We start from the raw sequence: 20,336 nt of genomic DNA, 5'->3' as shown, positions 1-20,336 counted from the left end.
GTTGTCATAAGGTGCGGGCCATGAGCGCGAGTGAGCGGGTGGTGCCGGAGGGAGCGCGGCGGCGCAGGCGTCCCACCAAGCAGGGGACGGTGCTGTCGGAGCAGCTCATCGTGGAGACGACGCTGCGGCTGATCGGCGAGCACGGGGCGGCGGCGCTGACGGTACGCCGGCTCGGCGCGGCGCTGGGGTGTGATCCGAGCGCCGTGTACCGGTACTTCAGGGACACGGACGAGCTGTTGCTGGCGGTGGCCGACGAGTTGATCGGCCGTACGTTGAACAGGTGGCGTCCCACCGGGGACTGGCGTGCCGATCTCCGGGCGCTGGGGCTGAGCATGCACGCGGAATACATGGCGCATCCGCAGGCGGCGATGCTGGCCTGTGCACGGGTGACCGGGCGGACGCACGAGATGCGGTCGGTGGACGCGATTCTCGGGGTGCTGCGCGGGGCGGGATTCCCGGATGCGGAGGCGGTGCGGATCTACCACGTGTTCGTCGACCAGACGCTGTCGTTCGCCGCGCTGGACGCGTCGACTCTGGTGCTGCCGGTGCGGGCCCAGGAGCTGGAGGTACGGACGTGGCGTGAGACGTACGCGCAGGCGCCGGCGGAGACGCATCCGCATATCGCGGCGACGGCGGGGGTGCTGGTGGCCGAGATGGACCGCAGCGGGTATCCGGCGGCGCTGGAGATGGTGCTGGCGGCGGCTGCGGGGCGGTTGGCGCATGTGCGTGAACGATCGAACCTGCCGAGGGGGCCCCTCCCATGCCCTTAAGGCTATGGGGGCGACTGAGGGCAGGAGGTCAGGGCGCGAGTACGTCCAGCTCGTGGAGTGCGCCCACCGCGATCTCCTTCGTCAGGCGTTCCGCGGCCTCCGGGTCGCCCTCGCGGACCGCTTCGGCCAGGCGTACGTGGAGGGTGACGGCGGCCGGGTCGGGGTCCTCGAACATCACCTGGTGGTGGGTGCGGCCCGCCAGGACCTCGGCCACGACGTCGCCGAGCCGCGCGAACATCTCGTTGCCCGAGGCGTTGAGCACGATCCGGTGGAACGCGATGTCGTGCCGCAGATAGCCCTCGAGCTGCTGGCCGCGCGAGGTGGCGACCATGCCGAGGGCGCACTCCGTGAGGGCCGCGCACTGTTCCGGGGTGGCGTGGGTCGCGGCCAGGCCCGCGGCGACCGGTTCGATCGCCGAGCGCAGGACGGTGAGTGAGCGCAGCTGGCGCGGGCGGTCGGAGCCCGCCAGCCGCCAACGGATGACCTGCGGGTCGTAGACGTTCCACGCCTCGGTGGGCCGTACGGTCACACCGACGCGGCGCCGGGACTCGACGAGGTGCATGGATTCGAGGACGCGGACCACTTCGCGTACGACCGTGCGGGAGACCTCGAAGCGCTGGGCCAGCTCGTCCGTGCGCAGCACGCTGCCGGGCGGGAACTCCCCTGCGGCGATCTCCAGACCCAGGGTGTCCAGCACGTGTGTATGCAGCCCCTGGCCCTGTGTGGTCATGGCCACAAGCCTACGGGGCACAGTTCGGGAACAAAAAGTACGACGTTTATGTCACAGCATCTTGAATAAGTCGTACGTATAGGTTTCAGTAGCGCGACGGACCGATGTCGAAGAAGACAGCGAGGCACCAATGAGCACCCCCCACGTCGTCGTGGTGATGGGCGTAGCAGGGACCGGCAAGACCACGATCGGACCTCTGCTCGCCGCCGAACTCGGCGTTCCGTACGCCGAGGGCGACGACTTCCATCCCGCTGCGAACATCGCCAAGATGTCGGCCGGTACCCCGCTGGACGACGCGGACCGTTGGCCCTGGCTCGACGCGATCGGGCAGTGGGCGCACAGCCGGGCCGGTCTCGGCGGAGTCGTCAGCAGCTCGGCGCTCAAGCGCTCCTACCGCGACCGCCTGCGGGCGGAGGCTCCCGGTGCCGTCTTCCTCCACCTGACCGGCGACCGGGACCTCATCGAGCGCCGGATGGCGGACCGCAAGGGCCACTTCATGCCGACCGCGCTGCTCGATTCGCAGTTCACCACCCTGCAGCCCTTGCAGGAGGACGAAGTGGGCGTCTCTGTCGACGTGTCCGGCACCCCCGAAGAAATATCCGACCGAGCCGTCGCCGCGTTGCGCCGGCTCGATAGCTAAGGATCCTCACCGTGACCAGTCTCAGCGTCGAGATGCTGGCAGCGGACGCCGTCGAACCGATCACTTCGGCAGGCAACGCGCAGTTGGGCATCGCAGTCCTGGCGGGCATCGCGCTCATCGTTCTGCTCATCACCAAGTTCAAGGTGCACGCATTCCTGGCGCTGACCATCGGCTCGCTGGCGCTCGGCGCCTTCGCCGGGGCTCCGCTGGACAAGACGATCACCAGCTTCTCCACCGGCCTCGGCTCGACCGTGGCCAGTGTCGGTGTGCTCATCGCGCTCGGCGCGATCCTGGGCAAGCTGCTCGCCGATTCCGGCGGCGCCGACCAGATCGTCGACACGATCCTCGCGAAGGCGAGCGGGCGTGCCATGCCCTGGGCGATGGTGCTGATCGCCTCGATCATCGGGCTGCCGCTGTTCTTCGAGGTCGGCATCGTGCTGCTGATCCCGGTGGTGCTGCTGGTCGCCAAGCGCGGCAACTACTCCCTGATGCGGATCGGTATCCCGGCGCTCGCCGGACTCTCCGTGATGCACGGGCTGATTCCGCCGCACCCCGGTCCGCTGGTCGCCATCGACGCCCTTGACGCCAACCTGGGTGTCACCCTGGCTCTCGGCGTGCTCGTCGCGATCCCCACGGTGATCATCGCGGGCCCGCTCTTCTCCCGTTACGCGGCCCGCTGGGTCGACATCCAGGCCCCCGAGAAGATGATCCCCCAGCGCCCCTCCGAGGACCTGGAGCGCCGTCCCGGCTTCGGTGCCACGCTGGCGACCGTGCTCCTGCCCGTCGTGCTGATGCTGGTCAAGGCCTTCGTCGACATCGTCGTGGACAACCCGGAGAACAACGTCCAGCGGGTCACCGACGTGATCGGTTCGCCGCTCATCGCGCTGCTCGCCGCCGTGATCCTCGGAATGTTCACGCTGGGCCGGGCCGCCGGATTCACCAAGGCGCGCCTCTCCACCACCGTCGAGAAGTCCCTCGCGCCGATCGCCGGTGTGCTGCTGATCGTCGGTGCGGGCGGCGGCTTCAAGACCACGCTCATCGACGCCGGTGTCGGCCAGATGATCCTGGAGTTCTCCGAGAACTGGTCGATCCCCGCCCTGCTGCTCGGCTGGCTGATCGCCGTCGCCATCCGCCTCGCGACGGGTTCGGCCACGGTGGCCACGATCTCGGCGGCCGGTCTGGTCGCCCCGCTGGCAGCCGACATGTCGACCTCCCACGCGGCGCTGCTCGTCCTCGCCATCGGCGCGGGTTCGCTCTTCTTCAGCCACGTCAACGACGCCGGGTTCTGGCTGGTGAAGGAGTACTTCGGTATGGACGTCGGCCAGACGATCAAGACCTGGTCGGTGATGGAGACGATCATCTCCGTCGTCGGGCTCGGCTTCATCCTGCTGCTGTCGCTCGTGTTGTAGCTACGGCCTGTCTTCGGGGTCCCGCCAGTGCGGGTGCTCCCGGTCGGCCCACTGGCGCTCGACCGACCCGGTACGCATGCCACGGCGTGCCTCCGGGTCGGCGAGCGCCTTCGCCATGTGCCCGGCCAGCACGATGCCGATCGCCAGTGCCAGCCAGTCGTGCACGAACGTCGCGCTCGTACGCCACACCAGCGGAGCGAGGCCGGTGAACCACATCAGCAGCCCGGTGCCGAGCATCACGAGCACGGCGCCCGCGATCCAGGCGGCGTAGAGCTTCTGGCCCGCGTTGAACTTCCCGGCGGGCCGGGAGGCGGCCCGGTGGTCGCGGCGCAGGGCCGCGCGCAGCCACTGCCTGTCGTACGGCGCGAAGCGGTTGAGCCGGGAGAGATCGGCACGCAGCGCCCGTGAGGCGAGGCCGGCGAGCAGCGGTACGGGGATGAGCAGCCCGGACCACTCGTGGACGGTGACCACGAGGTGGCGGCGTCCGACGAGTTCGGCGAGCTGGGGCACGTACAGACAGGCGGCCGTCGCCACGCACAGGAGCGTCAGCCAGGCCGTGGTGCGGTGCGTCCAGCGCTGCGCCGGGGTGAACCGGGCGACGCGCGCGGAGGGTTCAGACGGTGGGTGCGTCGTCGCGGCCGTTGGACCGGCCGACCCAGGCGTCGATGTCATATCCGAGCTCCTCCCAGTATCCGGGGCGCACGGAATCGGTAACGGTGATCCCCGAGAGCCATTTCGCCGACTTGTAGAAGTACATGGGGGCCACGTACAGCCGGACCGGCCCGCCGTGGGAGTGGCTGAGCGGCCGGTCCTGCATCCGGAGCGCGACCAGTACGTCGTCGCGCCTCGCCTGCTCCAGCGTGAGGCTTTCGCTGTAGGCGCCGTCGAAGCAGGTGAAGCGGATGGCTTTCGCGCCGGGCCGTACACCGGCCGCGTCCAGCAGGGCCGAGAGCCGTACGCCCTCGAAGGGGGTCTCGGGGACCCGCCAGCCGGTCACGCACTGGACGTCGCGGACCATGCGGGTCTGCGGCAGCGCCTTGAGGGAGTCCAGTGTGTACGTGGCCGGGCGGTCGACCAGGCCGTCCACGGTGAGGCGGTAGTCGGCGGCGCTCTTCTTCGGTACGGACGAGGCCACGGAGTAGTAGCGGAACCCACCGCCGTTGGGCAGCAGTCCGGTCAGACCGGTGGGGTCCTTGTCCGCGACCGCGCCGAGGCCGGTCTCCATGGCCCGCTGGAGCGCGGGCGCGGCCACCACCGCCGCCGCGCCCGCGCCGAGCACGGCAAGGATCAGACGGCGGCCGACGGGCGGGCCTTCGGCATCGGGAGGGCGAGTGTTCACGCCCCCAATAGAACACCCGCGGCCTGCTGTCACCAGGGGCCGCGGGTGTCCGTCACTGTTCGGTAAGAACGTCCTCAGCGCTCGGAGTCGGCCTCGGCGGCCTTCTCCAGCTGGAACGCCTCGTTGCCGAGGCCGATCCTGGCGTGCACCTCCGGCTTGGTGGAGCGCAGCACCGCGCCGTACACCAGGCCGCCTGCGAGCGCGACGCCGATGATGCCGGGCAGCACCCAGTTGAGGACCGATCCGGGACCCGAGCCGACCAGCACGTCGAAGTCCTTGACGGTGAGGAAGGCGATGGCCAGCAGGGCGAGGCCGGCCAGTCCTGAGGCCACCAGGCGGGGCGCCTGCGCCCGGCCGGCGCCCCGCTTCACGAAGAAGGCGATGACGGCGAAGGAGGCGGCGGCCATCAGCAGGATGACGCCGAGCGCGCCGACGTTGCCCATCCAGGTGAACAGGTTCAGCACCGGTGCGGTGGGGTCGCCGACCGGGTTGTCGTCGGTGAGGGCGAAGGCCAGCACGACGACGAAGGAGAGGACGGACTGGAGCAGCGAGCCGGTGGCCGGGGCGCCGCTGGCCTTGTTCGTACGGCCGAAGGCGCCGGGCAGCAGGCCCTCGCGGCCCATCGCGAACGCGTAGCGGGCGACGACGTTGTGGAAGCTGAGGAGCGCGGCGAACATGCCGGTGACGAAGAGGACGTGGAGTACGTCGGTGAATGTGGAGCCGAGACGCGCCTCGGTCAGACCGAAGAGCATCCCCGGGCCCTCCTTGAGCGAGGTGTCCGCGATGAAGCCGGGACCGGTCGCGACGGTCAGCGCCCAGGAGCTGACGGCGAGGAACAGGGCGGCGTACCCGACGGCCATGAACATCACACGGGACACGACGATCTGCGGGCGGCTGGTCTCCTCGGCGTAGACGGGGGCCTGTTCGAAGCCGACGAACGCCGCGATGCAGAAGCAGAGCGCGGTGCCGAGTCCCGCGCCGGTGAGGGTGTCGGGGTTGAACGCCTGGAAGGACAGGCCCTCGGGGCCCGGCTGGCTGACGGCGGCGATGTCGAAGATCACGACGAGGGCGCATTCGACGACCAGGAGTACGCCGAGCACCTTGGCGTTGAGGTCGATCTTGAGCCAGCCGAGGGCGCCGACGACCACGACGGCGACGAGGGCCGGTATCCACCAGCTCATCTCGATGTCCAGATAGGTGGCGAAGAGCCCGGAGACCTCGAAGCCGAGGATGCCGTAGATGCCGACCTGCATGGCGCTGTACGCGACCAGGGCGACGAGCGAGGCGCCGGCACCGGCCGTCGGGCCGAGCCCGCGCGCGATGTACGCGTAGAAGGCACCGGCGTTGTGCACATGCCGGCTCATCTCCGCGTAGCCGACGCTGAACAGCATGAGGACGATGCCGAGGATGACGTAGAGCAGGGGCTGGCCGACGATCCCCATCACGCCGAAGACCGTGGGCATCACACCGGCGACGACCATCAGCGGGGCGCTGGCGGCGAGGACCGAGAGCAGCAGCCCCGGGGTGCCGAGCCGGTCGGCGCGCAGTGCGCGCTCCTCGCCCTTGTAGGTGTTGATCCCGCCGGTGTCGCCGGTCACCGTTGCGGTGCCGGCCCGTCTCGTATCTGAACTGCCCGTCGACATGGCGGGGTTGGTCCCTTCGTTGAGTGCGAAGCGGGTCACGGGGCGCCGAGCGCGAAGCGGCGCGCGGCGAGAAACTCGGTGTACGGATCGCGGCCGGAGTACGACCAGGGAGCCGCGGTGACGTGCGGGCCGATGCGGTGGAAGAGGGCGGCGGCCTCGGCGGGCCGGCCTTCGCACACCTTGGCGTGGGCGAGGAAGTTGAGGTCGGCGCGGTGGCGGGGGTGGTCCTCGCGCTCCCACTCCAGCCACCAGTCGAAGGCGGCCTTCATGACCTGTCTGGCCCGCCGTCCGGACCAGTGCCCGGAGCCTGCCGGGTCGCCGGACTCGCTGCCCGCTGCGACGAGGACGCGGTAGCGCTCGGCGTGCGCGACGACGGGGAGCACGGCGAGCGGTGAGTCCGCGGGGGCCTGTTCGGCGGCCCAGGCGGCGAAGTCGTAGACCTCGTGCAGGGGGTCCTGGCCGCTTTCGGGGTGGTATTCGGCGAGCTGGGCGGTCATCAGGTGGTGTGCCTGGTGGTGTTCGGGGTGGCGGGCGCGGATCTCCTCGAAGTGCCGGGCGGCCTCCTCGCGCGCCCCGTCCGCTCCCAGCGAGCCGCGTGCGCCGTCGAGCATGAGGAGGGCCAGCCAGGGGGTCGGGTCGGCGGGGTCGAGCCGGGTGGCGGTCAGGCATGCCTCGCGGGCCCGGTCGAAGGCATCGGCGGGGGCCTTGGGGCGCAGGGCGCGGGCGACCGCGGCACAGGCGAGGAGCGTGGTGGCGTCGGTGCTGTCGGGTTCGGCGATGAGCCAGTCACCGGCCCAGCCGAGGGCGGTGGGTGCATCGGCGAGAGCGACGACGCGGTGGCCCCTGCGGTCCCAGTCGGTGCCGGTCGCGGCGAGGAGGGTCCGCACCCTGGTCCACCGGCCCTGCTCGAACTGACCTCGCACTTCAACGAGTTCGCTGTCGTCGAGAGCCGGGTCGAAGGGGTGGTCCGAGCGACCGCCCCTTCGACGGGAGCGGCCCAGGGGCGGCGGAGGCGGGGACATCCGCAGGCTTCTTTCGACGCGATGTGCGAGCAAATGATCGCGCACAGCAAAGCGGCAGGGAACGCTCCGAGTCAAGGGCGGACCTTCTCCAACTCCTCTCACTTCCGCCACAGTTGGCTGGGGGCGTCCGGGTCGGGGGAGGTTTGCGCAGCTCACCGAGGGTGCCGGGGGTGCGCGGAGTGACGCGTGCCACACTGGCTCGATGGAGAATCGTGAAGCTCTCAAACCGCTCCTCTTCGTCTTCCCGGGGCCGCTGCGCGATCAGTTGGTCGCCGCGGTGCTCGCCGGTGCGAAGGTGTCCACGTCCGGTCTGCTGGCCGAATACGAGGTGGAGAAGGAGGAGCTGCCGCCGGTGGGTGAGCGCTCCGCCCTGATCGACTCGGACGGCCGGGAGGTCGCGGTGGTCGAGGTGACGGATGTCCGTGTGGTGCGGCTCGGCGATGTCGGACTCCAGCACGCGGTGGACGAGGGCGAGGGCTACACGACGGTCGCGGAGTGGCGGGCCTCGCACGAGCGGTTCTGGCACAGCGACGAGATGCGGGAGGCGCTGGGCGACCCGGAGTTCACCGTCTCCGACGACACGATGATCGTGGCCGAACGGTTTCGGGTGGTGGAGGTTCGGGGTCCGGTGGGGTGAGCGGGGGGGGTGGGGGGGGGGGGGTGCGGGGCCTGTTCCCCTACCCGCCCCTTCCCGAAACCGGGGCTCCGCCCCGGACCCCGCTCCTCAAACGCCGGAGGGGCTGGAAGGGGTAGCTGCTGAGGGGCTGAGTGGGGCGGAGAGGCTGAAGGTGCTCTCCCCTAGCCCACCGCCTCCGCCGCCGCCCGGCCCGCCGCACGGCCCGAGAAGATGCAGCCGCCGAGGAACGTCCCTTCGAGTGAGCGGTAGCCGTGGACCCCGCCGCCGCCGAAGCCAGCCGCCTCCCCCGCCGCGTACACCCCGGGCAGCGGGGTGCCGTCCGTGGTGAGTACGCGCGAGGACAGGTCCGTCTCAAGGCCGCCCAGCGACTTGCGGGTGAGGATGTTGAGGCGCACCGCGATCAGCGGGCCCGCCTTGGGGTCCAGGATGCGGTGCGGCTTCGCCGTACGGATCAGTTTGTCGCCGAGGTAGGCGCGGGCCCCGTGGATCGCCGTGACCTGGAGGTCCTTGGTGAAGGGGTTGGCGATCTCCCGGTCGCGCGCGGTGATCTCGCGGCGCAGTTCGTCCTCGTCGATGAGGGTGTCGCCGGTCAGGGCGTTCATCCCGCGTACGAGGGCGCCGAGATCGTTCTCGACGACGAAGTCCACGCCGTTGTCCATGAACGCCTTGACGGGCGCCGGCACATCGGCGCGCGCCCGGCCGATCACGTCGCGGATCGACTTGCCGGTGAGGTCCGGGTTCTGCTCGGAGCCGGAGAGCGCGAACTCCTTGCCGATGATCCGCTGGTCGAGGACGAACCAGGTGTAGCCGTATCCCGACTTCATGATGTGGTCGAGGGTGCCTAGCGTGTCGAAGCCGGGGAAGAGGGGCACGGGGAGCCGCTTGCCGCGGGCGTCCAGCCAGAGGGACGAGGGGCCGGGGAGGATCCGGATGCCGTGCCTGGCCCAGATCGGGTTCCAGTTCTCGATGCCTTCGGTGTAGTGCCACATCCGGTCGCGGTTGATGTGGTGCGCGCCCGCGTCCTCCGCGATGCCGAGCATCAGGCCGTCGACGTGGGCGGGGACCCCGGAGAGCATCTTCTCGGGCGGGGTGCCGAGCCGCTCGGGCCACTGCGACCGTACGAGATCGTGGTTGCCGCCGATGCCGCCTGAGGTGACGATCACCGCCTGGGCCTTCAGTTCGAAGGTGCCGGTGGCCTCGCGGCTGCTCGCGGTGCCTCGTTCGGCGCTGCTCGGTTCGAGGATCTCGCCGGTGACCGTGTCGACCGTCCCCGTCGAGCGGCCGAGACCGGTGACCCGGTGGCGGAAGGCGAAGCGGACGAGGCCCTTGGCGACGCCTTCGCGCACCCGGCGCTCGAAGGGGGCGACGACACCGGGGCCCGTACCCCAGGTGATGTGGAAGCGGGGGACGGAATTGCCGTGGCCCGTGGCGTCGTATCCGCCGCGTTCCGCCCAGCCCACGACGGGGAAGAACCGCATGCCCTGGGCGTGCAGCCAGGACCGCTTCTCGCCGGCCGCGAAGTCGACGTACGCCTCGGCCCACTTCCGTGGCCAGTCGTCCTCCTTGCGGTCGAAGCCCGCCGTGCCGTACCAGTCCTGGAGGGCCAGCTCGTGGCTGTCCTTGATCCGCATCCGGCGCTGCTCGGGCGAGTCGACTAGGAAGAGGCCACCGAAGGACCAGTGCGCCTGACCGCCGATGGACTGCTCGGGTTCCTGGTCGAGCAGGATCACCGAACGTCCCGCGTCGACGAGCTCGGCGGTGGCCACCAGACCCGCGAGCCCTGCCCCGATCACGATCACATCAGCGTCGTACGCCATGGGTTCCGTCCTTGTCACGAAGTTACTCGTGCGTCAGATCTTGGGTACGGGCCGCTGCCACGTCAACCGTCCGGCACCTTCCGTCCCACAGTGCTGGATTATTAATAATGGGCAGCATTACATTGGAGTCGTGGCGAGAACGTCAGGAACCGACACCAGGGACAAACTGCTCCGCGCCGCCGAGGAGCTCTTCGCGGCTCAGGGGATCGACGGTGCCCAGATACGGGACATCGTGCGGCTGGCCGGACAGAGCAACCCGTCCGCCGTGCAGTACCACTTCGGCTCACGCGCCGGGCTGCTCGACGCCGTGATGGCGGGCCGGCAGGAGCGCGCCGAACAGGTGCTGGCCCCGCTCCTGGCGGAGCTGGCCGAGGACGCCGGCGTACGGGAGCTGCTGACCGCGCTGGTGACCTCCGAGGCCGGTCTGCTGTCCGACGACCGGGGCCGGCGCTGTCTGCGCGTCTCGGCTCAGCTCACTCATGAGACAGGGCTGCGTACGGGAGTCCCGCACCCGGCGCTGGACGCCACCGCCTACGGGCGGCTGATAGGCCGGATAGGCGACTGCCTGGACGCCCTCCCCCGGCCCGTACGGCTCGAGCGGCTCGATCTGGCGCTCACCCTGATCGGCGCGGCGATGGCCGACCGTGCCCGCCAGTACCTCGACGGCACCGAGCCGCTGACCGGCGAGGGACTCTTCCGCGCCGATCTCGTCGAGACCACCACCGCGTTTCTGCTCGCCCCCGTGGGCCGCGACACCTGATCCACTTACATACGTAAGGACATATTCATGAGCGACAAGACCGACCTCACCGGCAAGACCGTCGTCATCACCGGCGGCGCCCGCGGCCTCGGCGCCGAGGCCGCCCGCCTCGCCGTCGCGGGCGGCGCCAACGTGGTGATCACCGATGTGCTCGACGAGGAGGGCGCGGCCACCGCGGCGGCGCTCGGCGCGAAGGCCCGCTTCCAGCACCACGACGTGACGTCCGAGGAGGACTGGCAGCGCGTCGCCGAGTTCACGCTCGCCGAGTTCGGCCGGATCGACGGACTGGTGAACAACGCGGGGATATCGACCGGTCAGCCGCTGGAGACCGAGACCGTGGAGCACTTCCGCAAGGTCATCGACATCAACCTCACAGCGGTCTTCATCGGCATGAAGACCGTGATCCCGGTGATGAAGGCGAACGGCGGCGGTTCGATCGTCAACATCTCCTCGGCCGCCGGTCTCATGGGCCTCGGCCTGACCTCCAGCTACGGCGCCTCCAAGTGGGGCGTACGCGGGCTGACCAAGATCGGAGCGGTGGAGCTCGGCACGGACAGGGTCCGGGTGAACTCCGTCCACCCCGGCATGATCTACACCCCGATGACCGCCGCCCTCGGCATCCAGCAGGGCGAGGGCGGCTACCCGAACACCCCGATGGGCCGGGTCGGCGAGGCCCCGGAGATCGGGGAGGCCGTGGTCTTCCTGCTCTCGGACGCCGCTTCGTACATCACGGGCGCCGAACTCGCCGTCGACGGCGGCTGGACCACCGGCCCGACCGTCAAGTACGTCATGGGCCAGTAGTCGCAGCCCGTCGGTGACCGGTGTCCGTGGCGTGATGTTGGATGGGCGGCATGACTGCTGCTGACGAGATCCTGGACATCGTCGACGAGAACGACGAGGTCGTCGGGCAGGCCCCGCGCGGCGACGCGACCGCGCGGGGCCTGCGTCACCGCTGCGTCTTCATCGAGGCGCGGGACGCGGACGGCCGGCTGTTCGTGCACCGCAGGACCGCCACCAAGCTGGTCTTCCCCTCGCACTACGACATGTTCGTCGGCGGGGTCGTGGGCGCGGGCGAGTCCTACGACGAAGCGGCACTGCGCGAGGCCGAGGAGGAGCTGGGGGTCGGCGGACTCCCCCGCCCCGAACCGCTCTTCAAGTTCCTGTACGAGGGCGGCCACCACACCTGGTGGTCGTACGTCTACCAGGTACGGTGCGAGCTGCCGGTGCGTCCGCAGGTGGAGGAGGTCGCCTGGCACACCTTCCTCACGGACGCCGAGCTGGAACAGCGGCTCGGCGACTGGACGTGGGTGCCTGACGGGCTGGAGACGTACCGGCGGCTGAGGGACTTCCGGGCGCGCTGAGTCCGACCGGCAGAACGCCGCATACCGGCAGATAGGGTTCTCGACGTGAACGACTTTGTGCAGGGTCTTCGACTGTGGTTCGCGCCGCAGCGGATCCGCGAAGAGGGCGACACCCCCGACTACCGCTTCTCCCTCGCCAACGAGCGCACCTTCCTCGCCTGGCTCCGTACGGCTCTCGCGCTGATCGGCGGAGGTTTCGCCGTCGACCAGTTCCTCCCGGATCTGGCCTGGGGCGTGCGGACGTTTCTGGCGCTCGCCCTGCTCGCCTCGGGTGTGCTGTGCGCGCTGCGCGCGGTGAACCACTGGGTCCGGTGCGAGCGGGCCATGCGCCGCGGCGAGGATCTGCCGGTGTCCCGCTTCCCGACCCTGCTGAGTCTCGCGGTCGCCGCCGTCGCCCTGGCGATGGTGGTGGTGGTCCTGTTCGGCTGGGACTCCTGATGTCCGACGCCGAGCGCGACCCCGGCCTCCAGCCGGAACGGACCAGGCTGGCCTGGCGCCGCACCACCCTGTCCTGCACGGTGGTGGCCGTCCTGGCGGGACGCCAGGCGCTGCACGAAGGGACGAGCCCGGCGGCGGTGATCGCCGTGGCGCTGAGCGTGCTGGCCTGGCTGGGCTTTCTGCGGGTGGCTCATCTGCGGGTGACGGCCCTGGTCACGGCCAGACCGCAGGCGATGTCGTCGCGCAGCGCGCTGATGTCGGCGGCGTGCACGGTCGCGCTGGCGGTGTTCGCCGCGGCGATGCTGTTCTGAAGGCAGGGGCAAGCGGGCGCGCTCAGGTCTCCCATTCCACGGCGACGACGATCTTGCCGCGGGTGCGGCCCTCCTCGTTGAGCCGGTAGGCGTCCGCGGCCAGTTCCAGCGGGAACACCCGGTCCACATGGACCCTGACTATGCCCTGCTCGGCCAGCTCGGCGAGGTGCGTCAGGTCCGTGGCGTCGGGCCGTACGAAGGCGTACTTGCCGCCGTACGCGAGGACCTCGGCGTCCGCGATGGAGGCGAGCCTGCCGTCGGGTTTGAGCGTGTCGGCCGAGGCCGGCAGGGCTTCGCCGCCGATGGTGTCGAAGGCCGCGTCGAAGCCCTCGGGCACCAGGGCCCGCAGCCGGTCCGCGAGCCCTTCGCCGTACTCGACGGGTTCCGCGCCCAGCTGCCGCACATGGTCGTGGTTGTGGGGGCCGGCCGTGCCGATGACCCGGCAGCCCAGGTGCCGGGCGAGCTGCACCGCCATCGAGCCGACGCCGCCGGCCGCCGCGTGGACGAGCACGGTCTCCCCGCCGCGGACCTTGAGCGTGCGGTGCAGCACCTGGTAGGCGGTGAGGCCGGTCAGCGGCAGTCCCGCCGCCTCCTCGAAGCTCAGACTGAGCGGCTTGCGGGCCAGGGTGCGCACGGGTGCGGCGACGTACTCGGCGAACGTACCGCGGGAGAGGAAGTCCTCCCGTACGTATCCGATGACCTCGTCGCCGACCGCGAACTCGTCGACGGCGACGCCGGGTTGGACGACCACTCCGGAGACGTCCCAGCCGGGAATCACCGGGAAGACGGCCTCGATCCCGCCCTGGAGGTAGCCTTCGCGGGCCTTCCAGTCGACGGGGTTGACGGACGCGGCGCGCACCTTGACCAGCACCGAGTCGGGGCCGACCTTGGGGTCCGGCAGCTCGCCGTACTCCATGACGTCGGCCGAGCCGTACCTGCTGTAGCTGATCGCCTTCATCCTCCGACCATCGGTGCAGGTCAGGGTCGCCGCAACTCGGGCCGGGCAGCGGTCCGCGCGCCGCTCTCACCAGCGTGGGAACGACGGCCGGGTCCACTCCGGCTCGGCCTTCCGCATGGCCGCCGCGTCGTCGCGCTCACGCATCGTGCCGTCGTCGTCGAGCCAGCGCCTGTGCAGTACGCCGAGGCGCTCGCGGTCCAGTTCGACGCCGAGCCCCGGGGCATCGGAAACCGTCAGCCGTCCGTCCTCGAAGACATGGCGGGTGGTGACGACGTCCTCGGTCTGCCACGGGTAGTGGCTGTCGCAGGCGTAGTCGAGGTTGGGGACGGTGGCCGCGACGTGGGTCATCGCGGCGAGGCTGATGCCCAGGTGGGTGTTGGAGTGCATGGAGAGTCCGACGCCGAAGGTGCGGCAGATCGCGGCGAGCTCCCGGGTGCGGTGCAGCCCGCCCCAGTAGTGGTGGTCGGACAGGACTACCTGGACGGCGTCAGGGGCGAAGGCCCCGGGAAGTTCGGCGAGGGTCGTCACACACATGTTCGTGGCCAGCGGCACATCCGTACCGGCGGATACGGCGGCCATGGCGTCCGTACCGCTCGCCGGGTCCTCCAGATATTCGAGTACGCCCTTCAGCTGGTCCGCGACGTACAGCGAGGTCTCGACGGACCAGGCCCCGTTGGGGTCCAGGCGCAGCGGCTGTCCGGGGAACGCGTCGGCGAGCGCCCGGATCGCGGCGATCTCCTGGTCCGGTTCGAAGACGCCGCCCTTGAGCTTGAAGGAGGAGAAGCCGTGCTCGCGGGCGAAGCGCCGAGCCTGGGCGACGACTCCGGCCGGGTCCAGGGCCGCGCCCCAGTCGTCCGTCTCCCCTTCCCCGGGGTGGGCGGCCCAGCGGTAGAAGAGATAGGCGCTGTACTCGACGGTGTCGCGGACCTTGCCGCCGAGCAGAGCGTGCACGGGCAGGCCGAGGGTCTTGCCGAGCGCGTCGAGGCAGGCGACCTCGAAGCCGGCGACGACGGAGAGCCGCAGCTTGTCCGCGGTCTGGACCCCGCGCAGACCGCCCGCGTCGACCCGCTCGTCGGCGGACCGTGAATCGCCGCACACCTCGTCGGCGAGGGCGAACAGCCCGTTCACATCGCTGACCGGGCGGCCGGGCAGGGCCTGGGCGAGCGGCCGGGCCAGATCCAGGTACGTGCCGTCGCCGTAGGTCTCCCCGATGCCGGTCACGCCGCCGCGCGTGACGACTTCCACGACGAGGCGCGGGGTGTACGGCTGGTGGACGCCCTGGGTGTTGAGCAGTGGCGGGTCGGCTATCAGGATCGGAGTGAGGCGGACTTCGTCGATCAGCAGCGCTGTATCCATACGTGAACCATATTCATGGATGGGACTCGACGCCAGAGTCCGGCCGTAGTTCGCACAGCCCGATTCCGGGAGTTCACTGGACGACATACCGACTGGTCGGCATCATGGTCACCGATCGTCCTACCGCCCCGGAGGTGCGCACCATGAGCTCAGTCCACCCGCCAGGTCTCGACCCCGACCTGCTGCGCGGCTTTCTCGACCGCGAGCGGCCGGGGCTGGTGAGCGGACCGCTCGAAGCCCGGCTGATCGAGGGCGGGCGCTCGAACCTCACGTACATCGTCAGCGACGGCACCCACCGGTGGGTCGTCCGCAGACCGCCGCTCGGCCATGTCCTGGCCACCGCGCACGACATGAAGCGTGAGCACCGGGTGATCAGCGCCCTGCACCCGACCGCCGTGCCGGTCCCGGAGCCGGTGCTCCTCTGCGAGGACGACTCGGTCATCGGCTCACCCTTCTACGTCATGGAGTACGTCGAGGGGACCCCGTTCCGCACGGCCGACCAGCTCGCTCCGCTCGGCGCCGCACGCACCCGGGCCGCGGTCCTCGGTCTCGTCGACACCCTGGTGGACCTCCACGCCGTGGACCCCGAGTCCGTCGGGCTCGGCGACTTCGGCCGTCCGGAGGGCTTCCTCGACCGGCAGCTGCGCCGCTGGGGCAAGCAGCTGGACGCCTCCCGCAACCGCGAACTCGCCGGGATCGACGAGCTGCACGCCGCGCTCGGCCGCGCGCTGCCCGTCTCCCCCGCGGCGACCGTCGTGCACGGCGACTACCGCCTGGACAACGTCCTGATCGGCCCGGACGACGAGATCAAGGCCGTCCTGGACTGGGAGATGTCGACGCTTGGCGACCCGCTGACCGACCTCGGTCTGCTGGTGATGTACAGCTCCGACCTCGGCCTGCCCGAGTCCCCGGTGTCCACCACGAGCGGCGCCGCCGGTCACCCCACGCCCGCGGAGCTGATCGAGCGCTACGCCGCCCGCTCCGGCCGGGACACCTCCGCCATCTCCTGGTACACGGCGTTCGCCTGGTTCAAGCTCGCCGTGATCCTGGAGGGCATCCACTACCGCTACACCCTGGGCCAGACCGTCGGCGCCGGCTTCGACGCCATCGGCGATCTCGTCCCCGTCTTCATCGCGCACGGTCTCACCACCCTCCAGGAAGGCTGAGTTACCCCATGGACTTCGCATTCGACGCCCGTACCGAAGAGCTGCGCGCCAAGCTGCTCACCTTCATGGACGAGCATGTGTACCCGGCCGAGAAGACCGCGGAGGAGCAGCGCGAGCACCTCGCGTCGCCGTGGGACACCCCGCGGATCGTCGAGGACCTGAAGGCCGAGGCGCGCAGGCAGGGCCTGTGGAACCTCTTCCTTCCCGATGCCGGGTACGGGGCCGGGCTGACCAACCTCCAGTACGCCCCGCTCGCCGAGATCCTGGGCCGCAGCCCGCAGCTGGCGCCGACCGCGCTGAACTGCGCGGCGCCGGACACCGGGAACATGGAGGTGCTCTTCCAGTTCGGCACGGACGAGCAGAAGAAGCAGTGGCTGGAGCCGCTGCTCGCCGGGGAGATCCGCTCGGCGTTCGCGATGACCGAGCCCGAGGTGGCGTCGTCGGACGCGACCAACATCGAGACCCGGATCACGCGGGACGGCGATGACTACGTCATCAACGGGCGCAAGTGGTACATCTCCGGGGCGATGAACCCGGACTGCAAGATCTTCATCGTGATGGGCAAGAGCGACCCGGACGGCGCCGACATCCGCCGCCAGCAGTCGCAGATCCTCGTCCCGCGCGACACCCCGGGGCTCGAAGTGCGCCGCGCCATGCAGGTGTACGGCTACGAGGACCACTACCACGGCGGTCACGCCGAGGTCGTGTTCAACGATGTCCGGGTACCCGCGACGAACCTCGTCGGCGAGGAGGGCGGCGGCTTCGCCATCGCCCAGGCGCGGCTGGGCCCGGGCCGGATCCACCACTGCATGCGGCTGATCGGCATGGCCGAGCGGGCCATCGAGCTGATGTGCAGGCGGGCCGTGTCCCGTACGGCCTTCGGCAAGCCGCTCGCCCAGCAGGGCGTCGTACAGAACTGGATCGCGGACGCCCGGGTCACGGTGGAGCAGCTGCGGCTGCTGGTCCTGAAGACGGCCTGGCTGATGGACACCGTGGGCAACCGCGGGGCGCACACCGAGATCCAGTCCATCAAGATCGCCACCCCGCGCGCGGTCGTCGGCATCCTCGACCAGGCGGTGCAGCTGCACGGCGCGGGCGGGGTCAGCCAGGACTTCCCGCTCGCCGAACTGTGGGCGGCGGCACGGACGCTGCGCCTGGCGGACGGGCCGGACGAGGTGCACCAGCGCTCGCTGGCGCGGCGCGAGATCAAGAAGTACCTGTAGGCGCGAATGCTCGGGGAGGCGCGCGGTGCGCGCCTCCCCGGACGGCTCAGAAGGCTGGAAGGCTCAGAAAGTGAGCTTCCAGCTGTCGATGTAGCCGGTGTCCTGTGCGGCCACGTCCTGCGCCCGGAGCTTCCAGGTGCCGTTCGCCGCCTCGGCCGAGGCGTTGACCGTGTAGGTCGTGATCACGTTGTCGGCCGAGTCGCTGCTGCTGGAGTTCTTCAACCGGTACGCCGTGCCGTCGGGGGCGACCAGGTCGACCACCAGATCGCCGCGCCAGGTGTGCTTGATGTCCACGCCCACCTGGAGGGCGGCGGGGGCGTTGCCGGTGCGTCCGGAGACCACGAGCGAGGAGGTCACGGCTGCCCCGTTGTCGGGCACGCTCACATCGGTGGTGGTCGAGTAGACGTCACCGGCCGGCGGGGTCACCGTACCGGCGGAGAGGGTCCAGACCGCGTGGGCGACGGCGTCGCTGTTGCGGTCCAGGGCGGTGTCGTTGATGTTGGCCGTGGTGTCGCACGAGGAGTGGTAGCAGCGGTCGAAGGACTGCCCCGCGGTGCCGCCCCACTTCTGGGCCTGAGCGGCGCTCTTCGTGTTGCTCGCTCCGGTGAACAGACCGCCGACCGGCACGCCCGCGCTCTTGAACGGGGCGTGGTCGGACCGGCCGTCACCCTCGGTCTCTATCTCGGTGGGTACCGACAGGCCGGCGAAGTAGTTCTTGAAGGTCTGCTCGATGACCGGGTCGTCGTCGTAGACGAAGTAGCCGGGGTTCGGCGAGCCGATCATGTCGAAGTTGAGATAGCCGGTGAGCTTTGAACGCTCGGCCGTCGGCAGGTTGTTGACGTAGTACTTGGACCCGATGAGCCCCAGCTCCTCGGCGCCCCACCAGGCGAACCGGAGGTGCTTGTCCGGTGCGAGCTGGGCGCGGGACACGGCGAGCGCGGTTTCGAGTACGGCGGCCGAGCCCGACCCGTTGTCGTTGATGCCTGCGCCCGAGGACACGGAATCGAGGTGCGAGCCGGCCATCAGGACCTGGTTCGGATCTCCGCCGGGCCAGTCGGCGATCAGGTTGTAGCCGGTGGCGCCGCCCGAGGTGAACTGCTGGAGTGCCGTGGTGTAGCCGGCCGCGTCGAGCTTGGCCTTCACGTAGTCGATGGACGCCTTGTAACCCGCCCTGCCGTGCGCCCTGTTGCCGCCGTTGGCGGTGGCGATCGACTGCAACTGGGTCAGGTGGGCCTTGACGTTGGCGAGCGGGATGTCGGGGGCTGCGGCGGCCAGCGGGGCCGGGGCCCCGCTCCCGTCGGCGGCCTGCGCCGCGGGGGCGGCGGTCGCGAGGAGGGCGACGAAGGCGAGTGCGGCGGCTGCCCGGGATCTGCGCAGCGCAAAGCGGTTGGGGATCATTTCGGTGCTCCGGATTCCGTTCGGGGACTGACGGAAAGTGCGGGGGGTGACCCGGCCGCGCCGTGCCCGACCGGGTCCTGGAGCTGCTGGTGCGACGTGCGAAGAGCTGCTGGTGCGACGTGCGAGACCGATGGTCAATGAGATGACCGTGCACCGTCAAGAGCGGGAACCGGACATGCGCGTTCGGTATACGGACGACGCGGCATCCCCGGCCGTCGGCCCGGGCCGTGGCCCGGCTCGTACGATCATGGAGCCGTAGGATGGACGGGGCGCGAACGGATCAACGAGGGGGAATCCGCCCGTGGTTAATGTCCGCAACAGAGCCCGGTCCGAATCGGCCGACCACGCGCTCGCCCTGTATCAGGAGCTGCGGGCGCGGGGCGCCTCCAGCGTCGACGCCGTCCTCACGGACGCGGGCCTGACTCCGGAGGAACGCGCGCGGTACCGCGACGAGTTGCTGGCCCTGGGCCTCATCGTCGAGACGGACAACAAGCACGACGACCGCAGCGCGCTCAAGGCCGGCGGCCGGCCGGAGGCGGAGACCGACGACGTCGCCGTGATCGCCCCCGAGATCGCCCTGCTCAGGCTGCTGGAGAAGGAACGGGCCAGGCTGAGCGACCATCTGCGCCGGGCCGACGAGGCGTACGGCACGCTCGAAGCGCTCGCAGGCCGCTTCCTGAAGGCCGGGGCGCTATCCGAGGCCGAGGTCGAGTTCGAGGTGATCACCGACTACCGCCGTATCCAGCAGGCGCTGGAGGACATCACCGACGTCGTCCAGCACGATCTGTGCTCGATGCACCCCACCTCGCTGATCCGGGAGATCTCGGAGCGCTCGCTGAGCCGGGACGAACGCCAGCTGGAGCGCGGCATACGGGTCCGCTCGGTCTACAACCAGCAGCTCGCCTCGTCGCCCGGGGTCGCCGAGCATCTGCGCAGGAAGGCCGAACTGGGCGTGGAGGTACGCCTGTCGGCGGTGGTGCCGATGAACATGATCGTCGCGGACGAGCGGTACGCGGTGCTGCCCGTCGACCCCGACGACCCGCTCGCGGGCGCCGTCCTCGCCCGCGGCCCGGCGCTGGTGCGTTCCTATCGGGCGCTGTACGACTACTGCTGGCAGACGGCTGCCCCGTACGGTGCGCAGCAGTCCCCCGCGCCGGGCGCCGACGGACTGACGGACCAGCAGCGGGCGGCGCTGCGGATGCTCGCATCAGGCATGAAGGACGAGAAGATCGCCCGCGGCCTCGGGGTTTCGCTGCGGACCGTGAGCCGGCTGCTGTCCGAGGTGATGCACGAACTGGGCGCGTCGAGCCGGTTCGAGGCCGGGGTCCGCGCGACCCGGCTCGGCCTGCTGGACTGAA

At 70.3% G+C, this 20,336-nt stretch carries 21 protein-coding genes; 12 read left to right on the top strand and 9 right to left on the bottom strand.

Going from position 1 to position 20,336, the window contains the following annotated elements; translation table 11 throughout:
• The first annotated feature begins 20 nt into the window (after positions 1–20).
• Positions 21–770: a TetR/AcrR family transcriptional regulator gene (locus tag ACWGO0_RS13785; RefSeq protein WP_453532924.1), complete on the top strand. Its 750-nt coding sequence runs from the start codon at positions 21–23 to the stop codon at positions 768–770.
• Positions 771–798: 28 nt separating this feature from the next.
• Here ACWGO0_RS13785 and ACWGO0_RS13780 read toward each other — a convergent pair whose 3' ends face one another.
• Complete coding sequence (locus ACWGO0_RS13780) at positions 799–1,500, bottom strand: FadR/GntR family transcriptional regulator (protein WP_453532921.1); 702 nt, start codon at positions 1,498–1,500, stop codon at positions 799–801.
• Between the two features lie 130 nt (positions 1,501–1,630).
• On the opposite strand from ACWGO0_RS13780, the gene ACWGO0_RS13775 reads away from it, so the two are divergent.
• On the top strand, positions 1,631–2,140 hold the full coding sequence (locus ACWGO0_RS13775; protein WP_453532918.1) for a gluconokinase: 510 nt from the start codon (positions 1,631–1,633) through the stop codon (positions 2,138–2,140).
• Between the two features lie 11 nt (positions 2,141–2,151).
• Entirely contained in the window at positions 2,152–3,549 is a 1,398-nt protein-coding gene (locus ACWGO0_RS13770; RefSeq protein WP_453532916.1) for a GntT/GntP/DsdX family permease, read from the top strand.
• Here ACWGO0_RS13770 and ACWGO0_RS13765 read toward each other — a convergent pair whose 3' ends face one another.
• The 4 genes from ACWGO0_RS13765 to ACWGO0_RS13750 form a co-directional block, all read right to left on the bottom strand.
• Positions 3,550–4,221, bottom strand: a complete 672-nt coding sequence (locus ACWGO0_RS13765; protein ID WP_453532913.1) for a cytochrome b/b6 domain-containing protein — start codon at positions 4,219–4,221, stop codon at positions 3,550–3,552.
• A complete protein-coding gene (locus ACWGO0_RS13760) occupies positions 4,163–4,897 on the bottom strand; it encodes a molybdopterin-dependent oxidoreductase (RefSeq protein WP_453532974.1) in 735 nt (244 codons plus the stop codon). Before ACWGO0_RS13760 ends, ACWGO0_RS13765 begins: the two co-directional genes overlap by 59 nt.
• A gap of 65 nt (positions 4,898–4,962) precedes the next feature.
• A complete protein-coding gene (locus ACWGO0_RS13755; RefSeq protein WP_453532972.1) occupies positions 4,963–6,531 on the bottom strand; it encodes an APC family permease in 1,569 nt (522 codons plus the stop codon).
• Between the two features lie 35 nt (positions 6,532–6,566).
• Positions 6,567–7,553: a hypothetical protein gene (locus ACWGO0_RS13750; protein ID WP_453532910.1), complete on the bottom strand. Its 987-nt coding sequence runs from the start codon at positions 7,551–7,553 to the stop codon at positions 6,567–6,569.
• A 202-nt stretch (positions 7,554–7,755) separates the two neighbouring features.
• Between ACWGO0_RS13750 and ACWGO0_RS13745 the strand changes: the two genes are divergently transcribed.
• Positions 7,756–8,190 (top strand): ASCH domain-containing protein, encoded by a 435-nt coding sequence (locus tag ACWGO0_RS13745; protein WP_453532907.1) that lies wholly within the window; start codon positions 7,756–7,758, stop codon positions 8,188–8,190.
• Between the two features lie 161 nt (positions 8,191–8,351).
• On the opposite strand, the gene ACWGO0_RS13740 is transcribed toward ACWGO0_RS13745, so the two are convergent.
• The gene (locus ACWGO0_RS13740) at positions 8,352–10,007 is read right to left on the bottom strand and encodes an FAD-binding dehydrogenase (RefSeq protein ID WP_453532904.1); all 1,656 of its coding nucleotides are present in this window, start codon (positions 10,005–10,007) and stop codon (positions 8,352–8,354) included.
• A gap of 130 nt (positions 10,008–10,137) precedes the next feature.
• Between ACWGO0_RS13740 and ACWGO0_RS13735 the strand changes: the two genes are divergently transcribed.
• Genes ACWGO0_RS13735 through ACWGO0_RS13715 form a run of 5 tightly spaced genes read left to right on the top strand, consistent with a single transcriptional unit; the run spans position 10,138 to position 12,877 of the window.
• Entirely contained in the window at positions 10,138–10,767 is a 630-nt protein-coding gene (locus ACWGO0_RS13735; protein ID WP_453532901.1) for a TetR/AcrR family transcriptional regulator, read from the top strand.
• Positions 10,768–10,794: 27 nt separating this feature from the next.
• A complete protein-coding gene (locus tag ACWGO0_RS13730) occupies positions 10,795–11,568 on the top strand; it encodes a glucose 1-dehydrogenase (RefSeq protein ID WP_453532898.1) in 774 nt (257 codons plus the stop codon).
• A gap of 50 nt (positions 11,569–11,618) precedes the next feature.
• Positions 11,619–12,128 carry an NUDIX domain-containing protein gene (locus ACWGO0_RS13725; RefSeq protein WP_453532895.1) on the top strand — a complete coding sequence of 170 codons (510 nt, stop codon included), beginning with the start codon at positions 11,619–11,621 and terminating at the stop codon, positions 12,126–12,128.
• 45 nt (positions 12,129–12,173) lie between these two features.
• Positions 12,174–12,566, top strand: a complete 393-nt coding sequence (locus ACWGO0_RS13720) for a YidH family protein (protein ID WP_453532892.1) — start codon at positions 12,174–12,176, stop codon at positions 12,564–12,566.
• Positions 12,566–12,877 (top strand): DUF202 domain-containing protein, encoded by a 312-nt coding sequence (locus ACWGO0_RS13715; RefSeq protein WP_453532889.1) that lies wholly within the window; start codon positions 12,566–12,568, stop codon positions 12,875–12,877. The genes ACWGO0_RS13720 and ACWGO0_RS13715 overlap by 1 nt, the downstream gene beginning before the upstream one ends.
• Positions 12,878–12,899: 22 nt before the next feature.
• On the opposite strand, the gene ACWGO0_RS13710 is transcribed toward ACWGO0_RS13715, so the two are convergent.
• Positions 12,900–13,835, bottom strand: a complete 936-nt coding sequence (locus tag ACWGO0_RS13710; RefSeq protein WP_453532886.1) for an NADP-dependent oxidoreductase — start codon at positions 13,833–13,835, stop codon at positions 12,900–12,902.
• Between the two features lie 66 nt (positions 13,836–13,901).
• On the bottom strand, positions 13,902–15,191 hold the full coding sequence (locus ACWGO0_RS13705; RefSeq protein ID WP_453532884.1) for a glucarate dehydratase family protein: 1,290 nt from the start codon (positions 15,189–15,191) through the stop codon (positions 13,902–13,904).
• 143 nt (positions 15,192–15,334) lie between these two features.
• Between ACWGO0_RS13705 and ACWGO0_RS13700 the strand changes: the two genes are divergently transcribed.
• Entirely contained in the window at positions 15,335–16,357 is a 1,023-nt protein-coding gene (locus tag ACWGO0_RS13700; RefSeq protein ID WP_453532881.1) for a phosphotransferase family protein, read from the top strand.
• Positions 16,358–16,365: 8 nt separating this feature from the next.
• On the top strand, positions 16,366–17,580 hold the full coding sequence (locus tag ACWGO0_RS13695) for an acyl-CoA dehydrogenase family protein (protein WP_453532878.1): 1,215 nt from the start codon (positions 16,366–16,368) through the stop codon (positions 17,578–17,580).
• Between the two features lie 63 nt (positions 17,581–17,643).
• Here the strand turns inward: ACWGO0_RS13695 and ACWGO0_RS13690 are convergent, their stop codons facing one another.
• Entirely contained in the window at positions 17,644–18,978 is a 1,335-nt protein-coding gene (locus ACWGO0_RS13690) for a M28 family metallopeptidase (RefSeq protein ID WP_453532876.1), read from the bottom strand.
• A gap of 301 nt (positions 18,979–19,279) precedes the next feature.
• Between ACWGO0_RS13690 and ACWGO0_RS13685 the strand changes: the two genes are divergently transcribed.
• A complete protein-coding gene (locus tag ACWGO0_RS13685) occupies positions 19,280–20,335 on the top strand; it encodes a LuxR C-terminal-related transcriptional regulator (protein WP_453532873.1) in 1,056 nt (351 codons plus the stop codon).
• Position 20,336: the final 1 nt, after the last annotated feature.

It is taken from the genome of Streptomyces sp. NPDC055749, assembly GCF_053617235.1.
Note: the sequence above shows the minus strand (reverse complement) of the source record. Positions and strands in the feature narration are given on the sequence as shown.